This is a genomic window from Marinisporobacter balticus (assembly GCF_004345705.1).
GTDB classification, from domain to species: domain Bacteria; phylum Bacillota; class Clostridia; order Peptostreptococcales; family Thermotaleaceae; genus Marinisporobacter; species Marinisporobacter balticus.
This window is the reverse complement of record NZ_SLWV01000004.1, coordinates 71,759-91,626: the sequence shown is the minus strand read 5'-3', so window position 1 is coordinate 91,626 and position 19,868 is coordinate 71,759. Positions and strand designations below refer to the sequence as shown.

The window sequence follows — 19,868 nt, the reverse complement described above, 5'->3', positions numbered from 1 at the left end:
ATTCATTAGTATTTTTCTTTCTTCCCTTTATATCAGCATATATGTTATTCCTACTATATAAATTTTAATTCTCTTTTTCACCCACCACTAATCCATATAAAATAATATCCACCATGCCATGCAGGGCTTCTCTCAATGTAATATCATTCTTCATCAAAAAGCTTCTATCTACTAGTGCCATCATGGATTCAATAATCATCTTTCGAAATACAATGCTATTTACTTTTTTAATCCTTCCACTTTTAATCCCTTCTTCAATTAACCCACTCTCTGGTTCCCAATCATTTAGCCATTTTTCTACTTTTATCCAGTGTTTTGGATAATACCTTTTCATTTCATAAAATCTACTAATATACATAAGCTTTGGATCATTGGGAAGAATCATTGCAATCGCCTTCAATTTTTCCAATGTATCTAAACTTTCATCTTTTAAAATCGTTTCTTCTTTTTTCTTTATCTCAGAAAAAAAATGTTCCACAATACCATCAATCAATTCTTCTTTTGCACTGAAATTTTCATAAAGGGTTCGTTTACTCATACCCAGTCTCCTTGCTAAATCGCTCATAGTAAATTTAATTCCCTTTTCTCCTGTTTCTTCAATCGCTCCTTGGATAATCCTTATACGCATCCGCATCACTTCTTTCTTTGTGTAACATAAAAACTATTTTAGTTTTTTTAGTACCAACGTCATTTTAACACGCGCTTTCATTCATGTCAAATCGGTTTTCTCTTCATTTTTCCAAAATAAAAATCACATTCCATCTATGAATGTGATTTTGGAACCCTATCTCAATAAATCTTTATAGGATACAGCTTTTTTATTCCCCTTAATATATTTTCTTCATGTTGATATTTTAATGTGTTGAATTTCCACAGATCTTTATATTGATAGATATCGCCTAAAATGACTGTCTCATCTTGATCTATATTTATCTTGTCGTGTATTGTAAACATGCGCATATTTGTCATTTTGTCTATCCCTTGAAAGGATAATTCTATATTTTTAGCCTCAGTAACATTTGCATCTTTATATATGGAACAGCCAAAAACTATTTTTTTAATAGGCTGTGGTATTTGATTTAAGTTTACTTCCACACTCTTTTTATTTTCATCACCATGATCATCTTCTCTATATACGATACTTTTACAAATACTACGCGGCTGATTATAAAAAATAATATTTTTTTTATTCACGCCATGATTTTCTTCTACCATAAAAACAAAAATATCTATATCGAATAAAAGATCAGCAGGATTTAAATAAGTTAGTTCTAAAACCAAATGATTTAATCCTTCATTTCTTTTTCCTATAACAATTTTTTCACCTTTTACGAGTAGTTTTTCCAATCTAATCTCCGCCTTCGAAATAAATTTCTAACTTTAAAAATAAAATAAAATGCTCCTGAGTAGCATAATCCATCAATCCATATATCGGAACTTTAGGATGATTATTCAAGTAAATAGATTTTGTATCTATTTTTATAAACGTATTTAAATAATCTTCACTATTTATAAAGCATAGATTATTTTTATACTGATCTGATAATATCTGAATTAAAAACATCTTCACTTCTTCTGAACATTTTCCATTTAATCGAATAAAATTTGTTATATATTTTTTTAATTTCTCTCTATTTAAAAAAATATTTTCTATTTCTTTCATGTCATATTTGGCAATGTCCATATATGTTTCTTTTTTAATTCGATCAAATTGGGTTTTAAAATCATTTTTTTGATGATTCTCCATCGTATTTTCAAGGTTTCCAGAAATTAAATATTTTTTTAACAAATCACTGTTTTGATAAACATAGTAGAAATAATACCCTAAATCAGTACAGATATTGCTAACATTTCCAAATATTTTTCTTGCTGTAGTGGATATGGGATGTATTTTAAAATACCCATTAAATAATCCTTCAAAGCTTTTAGATACATAATATATATCCAATATAATATCATCTTGAATATTCTTAGAAGCTACTCTAAGCATACGAATTTCATCTACTTCCTTAAATATTTCTCTATAGTAAAATATATGACTTTTTAATTTAAAATCTGGATTTTTAAATTTGTTTATGAAACTCTTTATATGAAAATACTGTTCAATTAATTTCAAACATTCTTTTTTATCCATTCAATCACCTTTTTCATTCACTATTCACTAGTATCTCTATTGATTTCTAAAATCTAATAGCTTTTGCTTTTGCGTATTTTCAAGTTCCATTAATTCTTTTTCAATGTTTACTCGTTTTACTCTACCTTCTTCATAAATTTTCATAGATCCTTCTATGGTTTCGATTAATTTCGCATGGGTTTCTTTTAATGTATCTATACTAATAATGCCTCTTTCACTTTCTTTTGCAATTTCTAATGTATTCATTTTTAAAAGCTCTGCATTTTGTTTTAGCATATTTTCCGTTGTATCTGAAACCTTTTTTTGAAGATCTAACGCATTTTTTTGTTTGTTTAAAGAAATGGTTAACGCAATTTGATTTTTCCAAATTGGAATCGTCGTTAAAATACTAGATTGAATTTTATTGGCTAAAATCTTATCATTATTTTGCATCAATCTTATTTGTGGAAGGGTTTGTATAGAAATTTCTCTACTTAATTTTAGATCATGCATTCTTTTTTCTATTTCATTTAAAACTTGCGAAAAATCATTATATTTTTGAATATCTAACATATCTTTTGTCTCGTTCGCTCTATTTTTTAATTCAACCAACATCGTCTCTTTTAGCTCTTTATATTTCACTTCCCCCGCTGCAATATAGATTTCTAAAAGGTGCAGATATTCTAAATTTTTATTATATAATGCATCTAATACATTTACATCTCGAATCAATTCTTTTCTCGCTGCATCTAATGCAACAACGATTCTATCTACTGTTTGTGTAACATTTTCTAATTGAGTTTTTGTATTCGCAATACTTTTCTTTATTTTGTTGAAAAATGGGATTTTGTGCGTAATTGATTTTTTTTCTTGAAGTTTTTCCATATCTACTTCTTGAATGGTTGACAAAAGCAGCGTTAAATTATCCCCAACAACACCTGTGTCTTTTGTTTTCATTCCATCTAATATACCATCTGCAAATTTCGCGATATTCCCTTGAATATCTGTACCAAAAGAAGCGATACTGTTTGTATTGGTAATATTTATTTCTTTTTTAAATTTATCTAACGTGGTTAAATCTTGTTGATTGAATTTAGATAAATCCACAGTTATTTCTTGTTCCTGTGAACCTTCCTGTATTTTATCTGTATTTTTTTCTAAAATTAATGCTTTTTTGGGTTCTAATTGGTTATTTTCTTTTCCTTCTACTTCATCTAATAAATCTTGAAAACTCATCTGCCTTCAAACTCCTTCCTCTGTTTTAAAAATCTGATTGAATTAAATCTTGTATCGTTTTTAAATCTATATTCAAATCTAATTCCTGCTGCTCTTTGATATTCTTTATTGTGTCGTACAATTTTTCATCGATATTAGAAAGCGTCTCCTTCAATTCTTGTTGTTGCAATTTTTCAGCATTATTTTCATCAAACCCGTCTAATATATCTTTAATCATAGGGATATATTTCAATAATAATAATTCTCTTACGGATAAAATACGTTCTATATTGTCTTTATAAAATCCTATGATAAAAGAATAATAAGCTGTAAAGAAAAGTAATCTTATAAAAAGTTGTCTGTCATTTATATGACAAACTTTTTCTTCTATCTCTCTTAAATTTGCTTCTGCATCCTCTAAAACATTCCTTGTTTCGTCTTTCTTTCCAACTTGCTCTAAAACGTTCCCTTCATTTTCTATTTCATTTTTCCCTTTAAACAGATGAAATATTTTTATCACATCCTTTTTCATGATGATTAAATAAACAGAATTTGTAATTTTATTATATCAAACACCTCTTCTCTTTCAAAGAGAAAGTATAATTTTTCCCTTTTCATTGAATCCTTTTAAAACCTATTATAAAATAATAGTAATATGAAATTTAGGAGTGACCTATATGACCATTCAGAACCAAATAGAACAAAAATTAAAAGATCATGGCTATAAGCTTACGCTTCAACGTAAAACAATTTTAGAAGTCTTATTAAAAAATAAAAATCATTTTCTATCTGCCGAAGAAATTTATTTGCAAACGAAAGAAAAATATGCCCAAACGAATTTTTCTACAATCTATCGAAATTTAGAAATCTTAGAAAATATAGAAATGATTCATAAAATTAATATCCATGGCGCTACCTCTCAATACGAATTTATTTCTCATAATTCTCACCATCATCATATCATATGTAAAGGATGTGGCAAGACAGAACTTATTGATTTTTGCCCTTTAGAAGAAATACTTGATAAACTCAATCATCCTGACTTTACTTTTACAGATCACAAATTCGAATTGTATGGATACTGTACAAGCTGTAAAGAAAAAACCTGTAAAAAATAAATACTTGATTACAGGTCTTTTTTTTTGATTTATTTACGCATTTTCGTTTCATTTATTAGAATTTTACAACTTTTTTGAAGTCTATTGCTCTTTTTTTTATTAGATGTTATCATCTATTCACACAGTTTATCTGTTGTTTTTTATCAACTAAATATTTTCGGATGAAGATAATAGGAGAGCGATCCACGGATCCACCGAAGAAGTTACGCTTTCAGGTAAAAGGGACTATTATTGGACGAACCTCTGGAGAGACTCAATATGAGCGCCGAAGGAGCAAGCCAATAGCAATTTTATTGGTGAAACTCTCAGGCAAAAGGACAGGGTATGCGTAAGCTTATCTAGAGGCCAAATCACTTGATTTGGCTTTTATTTATAATCCATGACAATTTTGCATTTTTTCTTTTTCTTATTGCTTGTTACAAATGGATTACAACAAAACCCTTCCTTAATATTTAATTTTTTAGACAAAATTTTATAACTAGGAGGAAGTAACATGGAAAAATTAACTGCTTTTCTAAGTCAAATGGATTCTTTTGTATGGGGTCCACCACTACTCATCTTATTAGTTGGTACAGGTATTTATCTTACAATCCGATTAGGACTTCTTCAAGTACTCAAATTACCTTTAGCGCTTAAGTATTTATTCACTAAAGACAACGATGACGCAGGTGAAGGTGATGTATCTAGTTTTGCAGCCCTTTGTACTGCACTAGCCGCAACCATTGGTACGGGTAATATTGTTGGTGTGGCAACTGCAATTAAAGCAGGAGGTCCTGGCGCCCTATTTTGGATGTGGATTGCAGCATTTTTCGGAATGGCAACAAAATACGCTGAAGGATTATTAGCAGTAAAATATAGAGTCGTAGATGAAAATGGCCAGATGTCAGGAGGCCCTATGTATTACTTAGAAAATGGTCTTGGTAATAAGTTTCTCGCAAAAATGTTTGCGCTTTTTGGTATTGGTGTAGCTTTCTTTGGCATTGGTACTTTTCCGCAAGTAAATGCCATTGCAAACGCAGCAAAACTCACACTGAATATACCCATTATTGTTACTTCCATCATTCTTACGATTCTAGTAGCACTTGTAACTTTGGGTGGTATTAAAAGTATTTCTAAAGTTTCTGAATTGATTGTCCCTTTTATGGCTGGATTTTATATTATTGGTTCTGTCATAATTCTTGCATTGAACGTAGCTTTAGTCCCACAAACAATTTCTTTAGTAATAAAAAGTGCATTTACACCAACAGCTGCTTCAGGAGGTTTTTTAGGAGCTACTGTAATGCTAGCTATTCGAAGTGGTATCGCAAGAGGCGTTTTCTCTAATGAATCTGGTTTAGGTAGTGCACCGATTGCCGCTGCCGCTGCAAGAACAAAATCGTGTGTACGTCAAGGTCTTGTATCTATGACAGGTACATTCTTCGATACTATCATTGTATGTACTATGACAGGTCTTGTATTAATCTTAACAGGTGCATGGCAAGGTGATTTAGCAGGAGCTGCTATGACAAATGCAGCATTCGGTAACGCGCTACCAGGATTCGGTCAATGGATTGTTACAATCGGTTTAATATTTTTCGCTTTCACAACCATATTAGGATGGAACTATTATGGGGAAAGATGTACAGAATATATCTTTGGTGTAAAAGGAATTAAGCCTTTTAAATATGCTTATATTTTTCTAGTAGCAATAGGTGCTTTCTTAAAATTAGACTTAATTTGGATTTTAGCTGATATTGTAAATGGTTTAATGGCGATTCCAAACCTTATTGGTCTTATCGGTTTAAGCGGTGTAATTGCATCTGAAACAAAAGCCTATTTTAAACTATTAGCGGATGAAAAAAATGGTGTACATAAAAAACAAGTTGCCTAAGTATAAAAATATTGGCATACTGCAATCGTAGTTGCTCAAATATGTTCGTTATCTATCATTTTAAAAAAACTATAATTGTTTAGTCAGTCAAAAAGCTATATACATTTTTTTACCATGTATATAGCTTTTTTATATTTCTAGATACATTTTCATTCATAAATAAATACATATAATATACATTTAAAATTATAAGATGCTTTCTATCATCTTGACAAAAATTTTCATTGCATTAGAATATAAAGAATTGAATATTATAATTGATAATATAATTTTTTTTGATTATACTTTCTATTCTTTGGGTATAAAAAAAACATTTCAGTACAAAATGAAGGAGATGCTTATGTTTAAAAATAAGATCACATTAGAAAATAAAGCTTTATTCGAAAAATATATCTATAGTTATCCTTACGAAACATCCGGTTTAACTTTTACAAGTCTATTTATGTGGAGAGAACTCAATGAATTTAAATATGAAATCATTCATGACTTTCTATGTATCTCTGGAATCAACCATTTAAATATAGAAGAAAAGGAACCTTTTGTTTTACCCCCTTTGACAGTAGGTATCTATGATTTAGAAAAACTTTCTTTAGCTATCGATGTCATAAAAGATAAATTTAATGAAGCAGGTTATCCTTTTAAAATCAAACTTTTACCCGAGTCTCTGATCAAAACATTTCAAGATGCAAAACCAAATCTATTATTACTTACTCCTGATCGAGACAATTATGACTATGTCTATTTGGCAGATGATTTAATGACATTAAAGGGTCGTAAATACCATGGCAAAAAAAATCACTTGAATTATTTTATGAAAAATACACCCCATGAATTTTTCCCCTTAACCCCCGAGCATATTGAAGGTTGCTTAAATTTAAATACACGCCTTTTGGAGTCAAGAGAATATACCCCTTTCGAGGCGCATCTTATAACGCTTGAACAAAACGCTGTATATGAAGCATTAAAAAACATGGAACGATTAAATTGCATTGGTGGTGCTATTTTCATTGATAATAAAATTGAGGCTTTTACCCTTGGGGCAAAGCTTAGTGAAAATACGATGGTTGTGCATATCGAAAAAGCAAACACAAAATTCAGAGGATTGTATCCAGCAATCAATAAACAATTTTGTCAGGCAGCATGTATAGATGTAGCCTATATAAATCGCGAGGAAGATATGGGTATTCCAAACTTAAGAAAATCAAAACTTTCTTATCATCCTGTAAAAATGATTGAAAAATATGACGTAACCTTAAACAAATATTTATAAAATTTTTTATTTTTACTATGCTACAAGGAGGGAACAGAATGACTATAAGATTATTAAAGAAAGAGGATACCCCTTCTGCTAAAGAATTGTGGGGGTATGCCTTCGAGACAGATGAACCCTTTTATACTTGGTATTTTGATAAAGTTTTTAAACCTGAGAATGCTGTTGGTATTTTTTTCGAAGATAATTTAGCATCCTATTTACAACTAAACCCTTATACCCTTCATTTAAACGGCAATTCTTTTGAAACCTCTTACATAGTAGGTGTCATTACTGCTCCAGAATATCGAAACAAGGGTTGTATGAAAACTTTGTTGTCCAAAGCGATTGAAGAAATGTATCATAGAAATCATTTTATTTCTATATTAATGCCCTTTGATACAACCTTTTATCGTTCCTATGGATGGGAATTGTGCTATAGTCAACAGAAATATGAAACCCCTATAGATGTTGTAGGACATTATAGTAATCATGAAAAAGGTTCCACTTTTTCTAAAGTCAATCTTGCTAAAGACTTTCCATCTTTAAATGATATATATAAAGTTTTCTTGAAAAATCATCAGGGTTATGTTGAAAGGAATAAAGAAAACTGGAATTATATTTTAAAGGATTTAGGATATTATGGCGGGCATACTCGCATCCTGAAAGATGAAAAAAATAATCCTGTTGGCTACATTCTTTATTTTATAAAAGATGGGAAATTTATTGCAAAAGAAATAGCCTACAAAAATCACCTAGCAAAAAAATCAATATTTGGCTTTATGTATAGTCATAAATCTCAAGCAATAACCGCCCAGTGGTCTGCCCCATACAATGACACTACACACCTTTTTTTAAAGGATACCATTCAACCTAAACCAACAAACACTGTAAACATCTATCCTTTCATGTGTGGTCGCATCATCCATTTTAAAAATGCTTTAGAACACTGTATTTTTGCTAAAAAGCTGAATTTTTCTTTTTCCATAAAGATCACCGACCCCTATGCCCTATGGAATAATGACACATTTGAAGTTACCATAAAATCTGGAAAACCTTCTGTACAGGAAGTAGTTCTAAGTGATGTAGATATGGTATGTAATATCAATATTTTTGCGCAACTATTTTTTGGTACTATTGATATTTACGATGCCATAGAAATAGATGGGGTGAAAATACATAATCCCTGTATTTTAGATAGTATATCTAAAATCTTTCATCGTAAAAATAATTATATCAACGAATTTTTTTAAAAACAAGAAAAAACAAATAAAGGACGAGCAGAAGTAAATAGCTATTTATTTCTGCTCGTCCTTGTTAAATTCTATAAAATTGTATTCATATTTTAATCTTTATCTTATAGATTTTCTATTCCCTTTTCTTTTAATTTTTCAAGCATATCCACTGTCATCTTTGCCAAATCATATTCAGCCCTAAAACCCCATTCTTCAATTGCCGCAGTTGGATCAATTGAATTGGGCCAGCTATTCGCAATTCCTTGTCTTATAGGATCTACGTCATAGTTCATTTTAAAATCTTTAATATGTTTTTTAATTTCAGCAGCAATTTCTTCTGGATCAAAACTCATAGCCGTTACATTAAATGCATTTCTATGCTGAAGTCTTGAAGGATCTGCTTCCATTAACTGAATGATTGCATTGATTGCATCTGGCATATACATCATATCCATATATGTTCCTCTATCTATATAAGAAGTATATTTACGACGCTTTAGTGCTTCATAGTAAATATCAACTGCATAGTCCGTTGTACCCCCCCCTGGAGGTGTTGTATATGAAATTAATCCTGGGAATCGAACGCCCCTCGTATCCACACCAAATTTATAAAAATAGTAATCACACAATAACTCTCCTGATACTTTATTTACACCATACATGGTCGTTGGTCTTTGTATTGTATCTTGTGGTGTATGATCTTTTGGTGTTGACGGTCCAAATGCACCGATTGAACTTGGTGTAAAGAACTGACAATTAAGCGCCCTTGCAACCTCTAATGCATTTACAAGACCACCCATATTTAAATTCCAAGCAAGTAATGGCTTTGCCTCTGCTGTTGCTGATAATAATGCAGCCATGTGAATCATCGTATCTGCTTCATATTTTTTTGCTAAAGTATGCATTTTTTCTGCATCTGTTACATCTAATATTTCAAATGGACCTGATTGTACAACAATATGTTCTTCAGGCTTTCTAATATCTGTTGCAATAACATTATCATTTCCATAGTTCGCTCTCATCTTCATGATCAGTTCTGATCCAATTTGCCCTAATGCACCCGTAACAAATATTTTTTTCATATCTATCCCTCCAAATTATAGGAATTATTTTAAAATTTAATTGTATGTTTTATTCAATAATACCCATGTCTTTACCAACTTTTCCATAAGCTGCTAATGCGTTATCTAGCATTTCCTTTGTATGAGCTGCTGATGGCATATTTCTTACTCTTCCTGTTCCTCTTGGTACCGTTGGGAACACGATAGATTTTGCATATACCCCTTCTTGGTTAAGTCTTTTGCTGAATTCTTGGGTTTTCGTTTCATCTCCTATAATGCATGGCGTAATAGGCGTTTCGCTTTCCCCTATATCAAATCCTAAACTTTTTAAACCTTTCTTTAAATAATTTCCATTTTCCCATAGTTTATCATGAAGCACTGTGCTTTCAGTGAGTATATGAATCGCTTCAATACATGCAGCAGCTGCACCAGGTGTTAAAGAAGTTGAAAACAAAAATGGTCTTGCGCGTACTTTTAACCAATCTATTAAATCTTTTCTCCCTGCAACATATCCTCCTACAACACCAATGGCCTTTGAAAGTGTTCCTATTTGGAAATCAATCTTATCCGATAATCCAAAATGTTTTACTGTTCCAGCCCCTTTTCCTAACACGCCTGAACCATGGGCATCATCAACATATGTTATTAAATCAAAATTTTCTGCAATTTCAACAATTTCAGGAAGCTTTGCAACATCTCCATCCATTGAAAATACTCCATCTGTAATAACCATTATTTTATTATACCGTCCTGATTCCTTTGCTTCTTTTGCTGTCCTCTTTAAATCATCCATATCAGAATGCTTATATGGAATAATTTTTGCCCTTGATAGTCTGCATCCGTCAATAATGGATGCATGATTTAATTCATCTGAAAGAATTGCATCATTTTTATCCATTACTGCTGCAATTGCTCCCATATTACAATTAAATCCTGATTGAAAAACAATGGCTGATTCAGTATGTTTAAAGGCTGCAAGTTTTTCTTCAAGCTCCACATGAATATCTAGCGTTCCATTGATCGTTCTAACCGCACCCGCACCAACACCATATTTTCTAGTAGCTTCAATACAAGTATTGATCAGTTTGTCGTTTGTAGCTAATCCTAAATAATTATTCGATGATAAATTAACAAGCTCTTTTCCTGCAATTTTTATAATTGGACCATTCGCTCCTTGTAGTGGATCTATCACGTTGTATAATCCTCTACTTTTTAAATCTCCTAAATTCTCTTCCAAAAAGTTTTCTAATTTTTTGCTTCCCATCCTACATACCTCCTTATTATTTTAGTACTCATTTCACGGACATTTGTTCGTCTATATAAAATAAATTCTTTTCTTGTCGAAATTTTCATTTCCTAAATACTCTTTTAAATTTCAACATCATAAAGATTTTTTTAAAAAGATTAATATGCAATTTACACAAAAAATTTTTCCGTGAACGACCGCACTCTACGGACAGTATAACATGACATTTATTTTATATCAATCATTTTTATTATTTTTTGAAAATTTAAAAAATATTTTTTTAACCGCGCTTCCTTGACACATTTTAAAAATCATGTTACCATTTATCCATAAAATTAAATAGCATCTTCGGGGCAGGGTGAAATTCCCTACCGGCGGTATAGCCCGCGAGCCACAATAGTGGTTGATTTGGTGTAATTCCAAAGCCGACAGTAAAGTCTGGATGGTAGAAGATCATGGAAATATGGATAAAATATGAAATTATAATTCATTACTTCTTAATTATAATGTGCTTATTTTTACATATTTAAACATATAAAAGCCAATCCCTGAAAATACTATTTTTAGGGATTTATTTTTATATAAAAACGGAGATGAAAAAATGGACACTATCTATATGAAAAAAGCATTAGAACTTGCAAAACTAGGCATTGGATATACAAGTCCTAATCCCTTAGTAGGTGCAGTCATCGTGAAAAATAATCGCATCATTGGCGAAGGATATCATGCGTATTATGGCAGTTCTCATGCAGAAATCAATGCTTTTGATCATGCTAAAGAAGATGTATCTAATGCTACCATGTACGTAACATTAGAGCCATGCTCTCATTATGGTAAAACACCTCCATGTGCCCACGCGATTGTGAAAAAAAATATTAAAAAAGTTGTTATTGCTACAACGGATCCAAATCCTTTGGTTTCTGGGAAAGGCATACAGATTCTACAAGATCACGGGATAGAAGTCATTACAGGTGTATTAGAAGAAGAATCAAAAAAAATGAATGAGATTTTTATAAAATATATTACAACAAAGCGTCCATTTTTTATACTAAAAACAGCTATGACATTAGATGGCAAAATCGCTTCCTATACAGGAAATTCAAGGTGGATTAGTAATGAAAGCTCCAGAAAATTTGTGCATCAATTGAGGCATCTTGTATCTGGCATTATGGTTGGTATCGGTACAGTTCTTAAGGATGATCCTTTGCTCACTACTCGATTGGATACGAAAAAAAGCTTAAATCCAACAAGAATTATTGTAGATACGCATGGACGAACCCCTCTAGATTCAAAAATAATGCAAACCAGTAAAGATGTAAAAACGATTATTGCTACGACAAATCTTTCAGATCATAAAAAATTAAAAGCTATGGAAAATATGGGGGCAACTATAATTATCACCCCTATTAAGGAAGGTAAAGTTGATTTACCTTATCTCTTAGATATTTTAGGTGAAAGAAAAATCGATAGTATTTTGTTAGAAGGTGGTAGCACCCTAAACTATTCAGCTTTAAATGAAAAAGTCGTAGACAAAATCATTTCTTTTATTGCGCCTAAAATAATCGGTGGCAGCACGGCAAAAACGCCTATAGGTGGAGAAGGTATCCCATGTATGAAAGATGCCATTCTTTTAAAAAATCTACAGGTATCTTCCTTTGAAGATGACCTTATGATAGAAGCCTATGTGAGAAAGGGGACTTAGTATGTTTACTGGTCTTATAGAAGAAATAGGTATCGTACAATCAATCTTAAAAGGTAGCAAATCAGCAAAAATTGTTATAAAAGCACAAAAAGTTTTAGAGGATGTAAAGTTAGGCGATAGTATTGCTGCAAATGGGGTCTGCCTTACAGTCACAGGTTTTTCGAATTCTACCTTCTCAGTGGATGTGATGGCTGAAACCATTCGTGACACAAATTTAAAAACCTTAACCCCTGGCGCTAAAGTAAACTTAGAGAGAGCTTTAAGCCTAGGAGATCGTCTTGGAGGCCATTTGGTAAGCGGTCATGTAGATGGCGTGGGAATCATCAAAGATTTTAAAAGAGAAGATAATGCGATTTGGGTATCTATCGCACCTTCTTCTCCTATTTTAAAATACATCATGCATAAAGGCTCCGTTGCCATTGATGGTATCAGTCTAACCGTTGCCTATGTAGATGATGTACTCTTTAAGGTCTCTATTATTCCGCACACGAAAGATTTAACCACACTCTTAAGTAAAGAGATTGGCAATATCGTAAATCTTGAATGCGATATGATCGGAAAATATATTGAAAGATTTTTATCTTTTAAAGAACCTACAGCCACCAAAACTAATATGGACATAAATTTTTTAAGTGAACATGGTTTTATTTAGAGATAACAAAAAATTAATCTAATGAGGTGATCTATAAATGCATAAATTTAACACAATCGAAGAAGCCATAGAAGACATCAAAAATGGAAAAATCATCGTCGTTGTAGATGATGAAGATCGAGAAAATGAAGGAGACTTGCTAATGGCTGCCGAGTGCGTAACACCTGAAGCAATCAATTTCATGGCAAAGTACGGACGTGGTCTAATCTGTATGCCGATTATAGGCGAAAGATTAAAAGAACTTGATATGCCACAAATGGTTACAAATAATACAGATAACCATGAAACAGCTTTTACGGTATCTATAGATGCATCGGAAACAACTACTGGAATCTCTGCTCATGAAAGATCTTTCACCATAAAAAAAATATTAGATAAAGCTTCACGCCCTAGCGATTTTAGAAGACCTGGTCATATATTTCCATTAGCAGCAAAAGAAGGTGGTGTTTTAAAAAGATCAGGACATACCGAAGCTTCAGTGGATTTGGCAAGATTTGCAGGTTTTTATCCTGCTGGTGTCATCTGTGAGATTATGAATGAAGATGGCACGATGGCAAGAGTTTCTGAATTGATGCCATATGTGAAAAAACATAATTTAAAAATTATTACCATTGCTGATTTGATAACATATAGAAGAAAAAATGAATTACTCGTAAAGCAGATAACTAGTGCAAGTATGCCTACAAAATATGGCGATTTTAAAATTATTGGTTATGAAAACAAATTAAACGGTGAACATCATGTTGCTTTAGTAAAGGGAGATGTTACAGATGGTGAACCTGTTTTGATTCGTGTCCATTCAGAATGTTTAACAGGCGATGCTTTCGGGTCCATCCGTTGTGATTGTGGCCAGCAATATGCAGATGCAATGAAACGTATTGAAAAAGAAGGTAGAGGCGTCCTTCTATATATGCGTCAAGAGGGTAGAGGCATCGGTCTTATGAATAAACTAAAAGCTTACGCGCTTCAAGATCAAGGAATGGATACAGTAGAGGCCAACTTAGCTTTAGGTTTTCCTGAAGATCTAAGAGATTATGGCATAGGTGCGCAGATTCTTTCTGACTTAGGTATTAAAAAAATAAAACTAATGACCAATAATCCAAAAAAAATTTTTGGTCTTTCAGGTTATGGTCTAGAAATTGTAGAAAGGGTTCCTATTCAAATGAATCACAATGAAAAAAATATGTTTTATTTAAAAACAAAAAAACAAAAAATGGGACATATGCTAAAATTCGAGGAGGAATAAATATGAAAATCTATGAAGGTAAATTAATTGCTGAAAGTTTAAAATTTGGTATTGTTGTAGGAAGATTTAATGAATTTATTGGCGGAAAGCTATTATCTGGCGCAATAGATGGGCTAAAGCGTCACGGCGTGGATGAAGAAAACATCGAAATCACTTGGGTTCCAGGTGCTTTTGAAATTCCTTTAGTAGCAAAAAAATTAGCTAAATCTAAAAAATATGATGGGGTTATTTGCCTAGGTGCTGTGATCAGAGGCGCTACACCACACTTTGATTATGTATCTGGTGAAGTTACAAAAGGTATCGCCAGTGTATCCTTAGAAACAGAGATTCCTGTCATATTTGGTGTACTTACAACAGATACCATCGAACAAGCCATTGAACGTGCTGGTACAAAGGCTGGAAATAAAGGCTACGATGCAGCTGTAACAGCTATTGAAATGGCAAATTTATTAAAACAAATTTAATTGCAAAAACAATTGGAATAATAATCAAGATTAGAAAATTTATTTTGAAATCATTTTTTAGAAAAGACGGGTATTTCCCCGTCTTTTATTTGATTATTCGATCGATGGTCTTTAAAAATTCATCAATAACTTGCTCATCATCAGATTTAATTCTATCTATAATGCAGGTATGCATGTGACTTTCTAACAATAGTCTACTCACACCCTTCATAGCAGATTGGACTGCAGCAATCTGTATTAAAACATCATCACAATAAACCCCTTTTTGAATCATTCCTTTAATCCCTCTTACTTGTCCTTCAATTCTATTAAGTCTTTTAATCAATGCATTGTTTACTTTCTCCGGGCGGTCCACATGCCTTTTATCTGTCATTTCTCCAGAACAGCATAGCTCTTGTTCATCCATATAATCCCCTCCACTATAAAAAAAGCCTTAGACAGGGTTTATCTCTATCTAAGACTTTTTTGTTTTAGATTTCTTCCATTTCTACTACCTCATATCCTGCTTCCTCAACAGCTTCTTTCAATACCTTATGATCTCCATCTTGACTTAATTCTATCACAGCATTTTTCCGTTGTAAATCTACTTCTACAGTCTTCACACCAGTAATTTCCTCTAGTGCATTTTTTACATGGTTTACACAATGGTTACAACTCATCCCTTCAATTTTCATTATTATTTTCATTGTTTTATTTCCTCCTTATTATGTGTTAATTTTCTCTAATATTCAGTTTAAATGTTCACCCTTCACTAAATCTATTTTAACTTTTATAGGGTTTAAACTTCTTTAATCTTAAGGCATTCGTAACAACAGATACGGAGCTTAAAGACATAGCTGCGCCCGCAAACATTGGATTTAATTTTGGACCTCCTAGTGCATAAAATACACCCGCGGCAAGTGGAATCCCCAAGGAATTGTAAAAAAATGCCCAAAATAGATTTTGCTTTATATTTTTGATAGTACGCTTACTTAGTTTGATTGCAGTAGGTACATCCATCAAATCACTTTTCATGAGCACAATATCTGCTGATTCTATCGCTACATCGGTTCCTGATCCTATGGCAATACCAATATCTGCCCTAGCTAGTGCTGGTGCATCATTTATACCATCGCCTACCATCGCCACTACTTTTCCTTCTTTTTGTATCTTTTCCACTTCATTTGCTTTATCCTGTGGAAGCACTTCCGCAAGAACACGATCTATTCCTACTTGCTTTGCAATGGCTCTTGCTGTTAGTTTATTATCTCCTGTAATCATTATGGCTTCTATACCCATATCATGAATCTTTCTTATAGCTTCTTTACTATTTTCCTTCATAACATCCGCTACCCCTATAATACCTGCAATTTTTCCATTGATCGCTATATACATAGGGGTTTTCCCTTCTGTTGCCAATTGATTTGATGTTTCTTCTAGTGTTAACAAATCTATATTTTTATCTTGCATCAGTTTTCTATTTCCTAATAATACAGTTTTCTCTTCAAGGATGACTTCAATACCCGATCCTACAATGGCTTCAAACTTATCTATTTTTATCATCTGAAGGTTTTCTTTTTCAGAAGCTTTTACAATTGCTTCTGCTAAAGGATGCTCTGAACCTTTTTCTGCTGAAGCAGCAATTTGAAGAAGTTTCATCTCATCGATCGTATCCATCGTTATAATATCCGTTACTTCTGGTCTTCCTTCAGTGATTGTGCCTGTTTTATCAAACACGACTGTCTGAATCTTATGTGCGCGTTCTAACGCTTCTCCACCTTTGATTAAAACCCCGTATTCTGCACCTTTTCCTGTGCCTACCATAATTGCTGTGGGTGTTGCCAAACCTAATGCACACGGGCAAGCAATTACCATCACTGCAATAAAAATTGTTAATGAAAAAACCCCACTTTCACCACTTATATACCAAGTCATAGATGATAATGTAGCAATGATAAATACGATTGGCACAAAATAGGCTGAAACAATATCTGCCATTTTTGCAATGGGCGCCTTTGATCCCTGGGCTTCTTCTACCAATTTTATAATCTGAGCAAGTGCAGTATCTTTCCCTACTTTCGTTGCTCTAAATTTAATAAATCCTTGTTTATTAATGCTTCCTGCCACGACTTGATCTCCTACTCCTTTCTCTACTGGAATGCTTTCTCCCGTTAACATAGATTCATCAATAAAGGTGGTTCCTTCTATCACTTTGCCATCTACAGGAATTTTACTTCCTGGTTTTATAATAATTACATCTTCTACTTCTACTTCTTCTATAGGAATTTCTATTTCTTTTTCTTCTTGTAAAACAATTGCTGTTTTTGATCCTAATTCCATCAGCTTCTTTATAGCTTCTGATGTTTTTCCTTTACTTACAGCTTCTAAATATTTCCCTAGCAATATTAATGTAATAATTACACCTGCAGATTCAAAATATAAATCATGTGCATACATTACATCTCCAATAGCAATTCGATAGGTTGCATAAAATCCATACAAAACAGCTGCTCCTGTACCCATTGCTACGAGAGAATCCATATTAGGACTTCTTCGGAAGATTGCAAGGAATCCTTTCGTATAAAAATTATTTCCTGCAAATAATACAGGCAGTACAAAAACGATTTGAATCATTGCAAAATTGAGGGGATTTTCTAAATGATCTATAATCTTTGGTAATGCAAGTCCAATCATAGGTCCCATAGCAATATATAAAAGCGGTATTGCAAATATTGCTGATAAAATGACTTTTCTCTTAAATTGATTCATTTCTTTTTCTTTTTTTTCTCGATCATAATCCTTTTCATTATTTTTCTCAATTTCAAGAGGAACATATCCTGCTTTTTTAATTGCTCCTTTAATTTCTGAAATTCTTACCCTGTGTGTATCATAAACTACTGTAGCTTTATTTGTAGCTATATTTACGTTTACAGATACGATTCCTTCTAATTTGTTGATCGCACGATCAACTGCTCTAGCGCAAGCTGCGCAGGTCATCCCTTCTATAGGAATAGTTATCTCATTATTATCCTCCTCAACCACTTCATATCCTGCCTTTTTCACAGCAGCTCTTATATCTTCTCGTTTTGTTTTTGTATCATCATATGTTAAGGACATTTTCTCTGTAGCAAAATTCACATGAACTTCTGCAACACCCGCTAATTTCTTTACAACTCTTTCCGATGCTTTTGCACAAGCTGCACAACTCATTCCATTTATTTTAAGTATCTCTGATTTCATTCTATCTCTCCTCTCAGAATACCCCCTAGGGGTATATATTGTTTATAGAATATATCTTTATCTCTTCGTTGTCAAGTATACTTATTCATATATTTCCCTATATTGTACCGTTAAAACCATTTATTTTTTCTTTTATATCATATATAATACTAAAACTTAGTATTTTTAAAAGAAATACTTTAAAAGAGATTTATTAAAAAAACAAGCTATGATTCAATTTGAATCATAGCTTGTTTCTTATTTATCTGCTACCTCAATTTCCACAACCTGATTATCTAATACTTTTATTTCCACTTTATGCCCAATTTCATCAAATAGCGCTATGAAACCTTCTTGACCCTCATCTATTTGAACTTCTACATCTTCATCTACTACAAACGTCTTTGTTTCATTATCTACTTCAATCGTTATTTTATTTTGTAATCCCGATTCTATTTTCATTAATCTTCCTTCATATGTATGTTCTGTTGTTTGTACTAACACTTTCACTTTTTTATCGTCTTCAACAAATACTTCCACCATCATACCTTTCTCTAAATCCTTTAATTCTACTTTATTACCATCTATTTCTATAATTGTATCCTTATTGAGTTTAAATACTTTTGCTGTTGCCTCATTTTTCACGATGATTTCTTCATTGTCTCTATCAATCACATATATTTTTCCTTCAAAAGTTGTATCTTCTATTAAAACTTCTGGATTCCATCTTATTATTTTCACTTGATTATTTTCTAATTTCAACTTTATGGTTTCATTTTCTTTTAAATCCTCTAATTCCTTTAAACGTCCCTGAATATATACTTTTACATCATCCGCTAGCATATACGCATTGGTCGCATCATTTACTTTCAAAACAATTTCATCTTCGTTCTTAATGTCTAATAATTTTCCTGTAACAAATTGCCCTTTATTTTCATTTGTTACATCAATTTCCACTATTCCTTTTAGCTCATCTGTTTCAACACTTATTTCATCTCCAACTTGAATATCTTCTAAATCACCACTTGCACCATTAATTTTAATTTCTGTATCATTTACTATTTCTAATGTAATACGCATTGTATTCATTTGAACTTTTAATATGTTTTTTCCTACTTCTTTTACAGTTCCCTTTAATAGGTTTCTTTCAATCGTATGCGCTTCTTCATATTCGTTTATATCGCCAATTCCTTTATCCCATCCAGGGGGAAGCTGCTCTTTTTTTACTAATCCTGGAGGTAATCCTCCTTTTTTTGCCAAACCAGGTGGTGTAAACGCTTTTGCGCCATAGGCATAACTTGATATGACTGACATAGATAATAACAATGTAAATACTAAAATAGAACGCATTATTTTTTTCATTTTGCTCTCCTCCATATTCATTATTCTAATATAGGTTACGTAATCTATTTCCTTTTTAGGTACCTTCACTTATATTTTTATTTGTTTTATAGTCTTTTTTTTTATGTGTCACTATCCTCCCTATGCGCATATGCTAT

Annotated in this window: 19 protein-coding genes and 3 riboswitches; of the genes, 8 read left to right on the top strand and 11 right to left on the bottom strand. The window is 32.2% G+C overall.

What is annotated here, in order from left to right; genetic code table 11:
• Positions 1-64: 64 nt before the first annotated feature.
• From EV214_RS04735 to EV214_RS04715, 5 genes are all read right to left on the bottom strand, one after another.
• On the bottom strand, positions 65-628 hold the full coding sequence (locus tag EV214_RS04735; RefSeq protein WP_165916241.1) for a TetR/AcrR family transcriptional regulator: 564 nt from the start codon (positions 626-628) through the stop codon (positions 65-67).
• 161 nt (positions 629-789) lie between these two features.
• A complete protein-coding gene (locus EV214_RS04730) occupies positions 790-1,347 on the bottom strand; it encodes a TerD family protein (RefSeq protein WP_165916240.1) in 558 nt (185 codons plus the stop codon).
• A 1-nt stretch (position 1,348) separates the two neighbouring features.
• Positions 1,349-2,134, bottom strand: coding sequence for a hypothetical protein (locus EV214_RS04725; RefSeq protein WP_132243236.1), 786 nt, complete (start codon positions 2,132-2,134; stop codon positions 1,349-1,351).
• A 36-nt stretch (positions 2,135-2,170) separates the two neighbouring features.
• Positions 2,171-3,349 (bottom strand): toxic anion resistance protein, encoded by a 1,179-nt coding sequence (locus EV214_RS04720; RefSeq protein WP_132243234.1) that lies wholly within the window; start codon positions 3,347-3,349, stop codon positions 2,171-2,173.
• A 25-nt stretch (positions 3,350-3,374) separates the two neighbouring features.
• A complete protein-coding gene (locus EV214_RS04715; protein WP_165916239.1) occupies positions 3,375-3,848 on the bottom strand; it encodes a hypothetical protein in 474 nt (157 codons plus the stop codon).
• Between the two features lie 157 nt (positions 3,849-4,005).
• Between EV214_RS04715 and EV214_RS04710 the strand changes: the two genes are divergently transcribed.
• From EV214_RS04710 to EV214_RS04695, 4 genes are all read left to right on the top strand, one after another.
• Entirely contained in the window at positions 4,006-4,446 is a 441-nt protein-coding gene (locus EV214_RS04710; RefSeq protein ID WP_132243230.1) for a Fur family transcriptional regulator, read from the top strand.
• 161 nt (positions 4,447-4,607) lie between these two features.
• Positions 4,608-4,684: riboswitch (glycine riboswitch) on the top strand.
• Positions 4,685-4,687: 3 nt separating this feature from the next.
• Positions 4,688-4,769, top strand: a riboswitch (glycine riboswitch).
• Positions 4,770-4,939: 170 nt separating this feature from the next.
• Positions 4,940-6,316: an alanine/glycine:cation symporter family protein gene (locus EV214_RS04705; protein WP_132243228.1), complete on the top strand. Its 1,377-nt coding sequence runs from the start codon at positions 4,940-4,942 to the stop codon at positions 6,314-6,316.
• A 340-nt stretch (positions 6,317-6,656) separates the two neighbouring features.
• Positions 6,657-7,586, top strand: coding sequence for a DUF2156 domain-containing protein (locus EV214_RS04700; RefSeq protein WP_165916238.1), 930 nt, complete (start codon positions 6,657-6,659; stop codon positions 7,584-7,586).
• Between the two features lie 38 nt (positions 7,587-7,624).
• Positions 7,625-8,818 (top strand): GNAT family N-acetyltransferase, encoded by a 1,194-nt coding sequence (locus EV214_RS04695; RefSeq protein ID WP_165916237.1) that lies wholly within the window; start codon positions 7,625-7,627, stop codon positions 8,816-8,818.
• A 104-nt stretch (positions 8,819-8,922) separates the two neighbouring features.
• Here the strand turns inward: EV214_RS04695 and EV214_RS04690 are convergent, their stop codons facing one another.
• Together EV214_RS04690 and EV214_RS04685 are read right to left on the bottom strand one after the other, a co-directional pair.
• On the bottom strand, positions 8,923-9,882 hold the full coding sequence (locus EV214_RS04690; RefSeq protein ID WP_132243222.1) for an L-threonine 3-dehydrogenase: 960 nt from the start codon (positions 9,880-9,882) through the stop codon (positions 8,923-8,925).
• A gap of 49 nt (positions 9,883-9,931) precedes the next feature.
• The gene (locus tag EV214_RS04685) at positions 9,932-11,125 is read right to left on the bottom strand and encodes a glycine C-acetyltransferase (RefSeq protein WP_132243220.1); all 1,194 of its coding nucleotides are present in this window, start codon (positions 11,123-11,125) and stop codon (positions 9,932-9,934) included.
• A gap of 322 nt (positions 11,126-11,447) precedes the next feature.
• Positions 11,448-11,565: riboswitch (FMN riboswitch) on the top strand.
• Between the two features lie 143 nt (positions 11,566-11,708).
• Between EV214_RS04685 and ribD the strand changes: the two genes are divergently transcribed.
• From ribD to ribH, 4 genes are read left to right on the top strand one after another with little or no spacing between them, the layout of a single operon-like run.
• Positions 11,709-12,809 carry a bifunctional diaminohydroxyphosphoribosylaminopyrimidine deaminase/5-amino-6-(5-phosphoribosylamino)uracil reductase RibD gene (gene ribD / locus EV214_RS04680; RefSeq protein WP_132243218.1) on the top strand — a complete coding sequence of 367 codons (1,101 nt, stop codon included), beginning with the start codon at positions 11,709-11,711 and terminating at the stop codon, positions 12,807-12,809.
• A 1-nt stretch (position 12,810) separates the two neighbouring features.
• On the top strand, positions 12,811-13,461 hold the full coding sequence (locus EV214_RS04675) for a riboflavin synthase (RefSeq protein ID WP_132243215.1): 651 nt from the start codon (positions 12,811-12,813) through the stop codon (positions 13,459-13,461).
• A gap of 37 nt (positions 13,462-13,498) precedes the next feature.
• The gene (locus EV214_RS04670; RefSeq protein WP_132243213.1) at positions 13,499-14,707 is read left to right on the top strand and encodes a bifunctional 3,4-dihydroxy-2-butanone-4-phosphate synthase/GTP cyclohydrolase II; all 1,209 of its coding nucleotides are present in this window, start codon (positions 13,499-13,501) and stop codon (positions 14,705-14,707) included.
• A gap of 2 nt (positions 14,708-14,709) precedes the next feature.
• On the top strand, positions 14,710-15,171 hold the full coding sequence (gene ribH, locus EV214_RS04665) for a 6,7-dimethyl-8-ribityllumazine synthase (RefSeq protein WP_132243211.1): 462 nt from the start codon (positions 14,710-14,712) through the stop codon (positions 15,169-15,171).
• Between the two features lie 85 nt (positions 15,172-15,256).
• Here the strand turns inward: ribH and EV214_RS04660 are convergent, their stop codons facing one another.
• The 4 genes from EV214_RS04660 to EV214_RS04645 form a co-directional block, all read right to left on the bottom strand.
• The gene (locus EV214_RS04660) at positions 15,257-15,577 is read right to left on the bottom strand and encodes a metal-sensitive transcriptional regulator (protein ID WP_132243209.1); all 321 of its coding nucleotides are present in this window, start codon (positions 15,575-15,577) and stop codon (positions 15,257-15,259) included.
• Between the two features lie 64 nt (positions 15,578-15,641).
• Positions 15,642-15,857, bottom strand: a complete 216-nt coding sequence (locus EV214_RS04655; RefSeq protein WP_132243207.1) for a heavy-metal-associated domain-containing protein — start codon at positions 15,855-15,857, stop codon at positions 15,642-15,644.
• A gap of 76 nt (positions 15,858-15,933) precedes the next feature.
• Entirely contained in the window at positions 15,934-18,390 is a 2,457-nt protein-coding gene (locus tag EV214_RS04650) for a heavy metal translocating P-type ATPase (protein WP_132243205.1), read from the bottom strand.
• 237 nt (positions 18,391-18,627) lie between these two features.
• Complete coding sequence (locus EV214_RS04645; RefSeq protein ID WP_132243203.1) at positions 18,628-19,731, bottom strand: hypothetical protein; 1,104 nt, start codon at positions 19,729-19,731, stop codon at positions 18,628-18,630.
• Positions 19,732-19,868: the final 137 nt, after the last annotated feature.